This is a genomic window from Halolactibacillus sp. JCM 19043 (assembly GCF_001310395.1).
Taxonomy (GTDB): Bacteria; Bacillota; Bacilli; order Bacillales; family Amphibacillaceae; genus Halolactibacillus; species Halolactibacillus miurensis.
Map to the genome: position 1 here is coordinate 1 of NZ_BAXD01000073.1, position 1,665 is coordinate 1,665.

General features: G+C 36.0%; 1 protein-coding gene. It reads right to left on the reverse strand.

Annotated elements, in window-relative coordinates; translation table 11 throughout:
• Nucleotides 1-120 precede the first annotated feature (120 nt).
• Nucleotides 121-1,569: an IS1182 family transposase gene (locus JCM19043_RS15625; protein WP_062323983.1), complete on the reverse strand. Its 1,449-nt coding sequence runs from the start codon at nucleotides 1,567-1,569 to the stop codon at nucleotides 121-123.
• Nucleotides 1,570-1,665 lie beyond the last annotated feature (96 nt).

Consider the following 1,665-nt stretch of genomic DNA (forward strand, 5'->3'; position numbering starts at 1 on the left):
TGAAAATCTTACGATTTTCTTAATGTAAGTTTAATTAGAATCAAAAAAGACGACACATTTATTCAAAAATATGAATAAGTGTCGTCTTTTTATTATTTTTAATTCACATACTCGCACATGTTACCCTCTAAGTTTTAATATTCTTTTCAAATTCACCGCGAATATCGCGACGGCTCCTTGCATTTGCATACCAACAAGACCCGAGGATTTTGATATATTATACCCGTGTCTGTGTTTTAATTCATTATTTTTAGCTTCTATTTTATACCGTTCTTTTGATTTCTCCTTAAAATATTCTGTTTCTTGAAACTTAGCTTGATCGCTATGATTGTCTGATTTAATACTGACGGAGTAACTTTTACTTTTAGCGCCAGGTTTATAACAGCCATCTCTAAGCGGACACACTTTACATTTTTCTACATCAAAATAATATGTATTGGTCTGATTTTTTCCGATATTCTTTTTCCCATGACGCGCTTTCTTAACGGCTAGATGACCGGCTTTACAGACATACATGCCCGCGTCTTTATTAAACTCAAATTCAGTTTTTCTACGGTTACCTTGAGTGACAGAAGGATTTAATTTAGCCACGAGTGCCATGTTTTTTCCCTTCGTAAAAGCAATATTGGCCTTCTCTGAATAGGCTGCATCTCCAATGACGGTTTCAACCTCTAACCCAGCTGCCATACTTTTTTCAATAAGACTTTGGAGTTGCTTGCCGTCTGTCTTTTCTCCCGTGGTAACAGTTGCCGCTGTAATGATACGTTCTTCACTCATAGCCAGGTGCGTTTTATAACCAAAAAAGGCTGTATCACGTGTTTTGTGTCCCACTCGAGCATCTTCATCTTCAGATATACGCAGCTGTTCGATATCATCTGTCACAGTTTCTTTTAACAGATTCATTTTTTCTTTTACCTGAGGGTATTCAGAAATCGTTTGATTCGCTTCAATCACATCTATTAGTTTCTGAGTGTAGTCGAGTTCATCTTTTAATTCATTGGATGTCGGTTTGGCTGGGAACTCATCTTTTAACGACGCATCAATCGTATAAACAGCTTTACGTAATTTCTTCGAACGGTCCATTAATATTTCTTTCGGTGATTTTTGATTATAACGCGCCTTTGTATGTGTGGCATCAACAATAATCGTATGACTTTTTAAAACGTCGGTTTCAATCGCAATTTCCACGGTTTTATTGATCAGTAAGTCGAGTAAATTGATATCTTTCAGTCGCAATTTACGAAACTTAGTTAGAGAACTTGGCTCGATAACTGGCTCCTCCGGAGCCATGCCAAGAAAATATTTAAAGGACATATCGTATTTGGAACGTTCAACAACATCAACATCTGAGACATCGAAGATGGTCTTTAAGAGTAAATACTTAAACATACGAATAGGATCAATGGCGTTTCGACCATTGGTGTGACAGTACTTATCCTTTAATTCATCATAAACAAACGAGAAATCAACCAGCTCGTTAAGTTGTCGTAAAAAATTATCTTTAGGCACAACAATATCATAAATCCCTGAATACGGACTTAACATCATTTCTGTTTGTTTAAGAATCATTTTAGCCACCACCTATTATTGATACTTCTATTTTATCGAAAAAAGACCGGATGCCTATGATTAAATGAGGTATCCGATCTTTTTTGGACTTTTTCA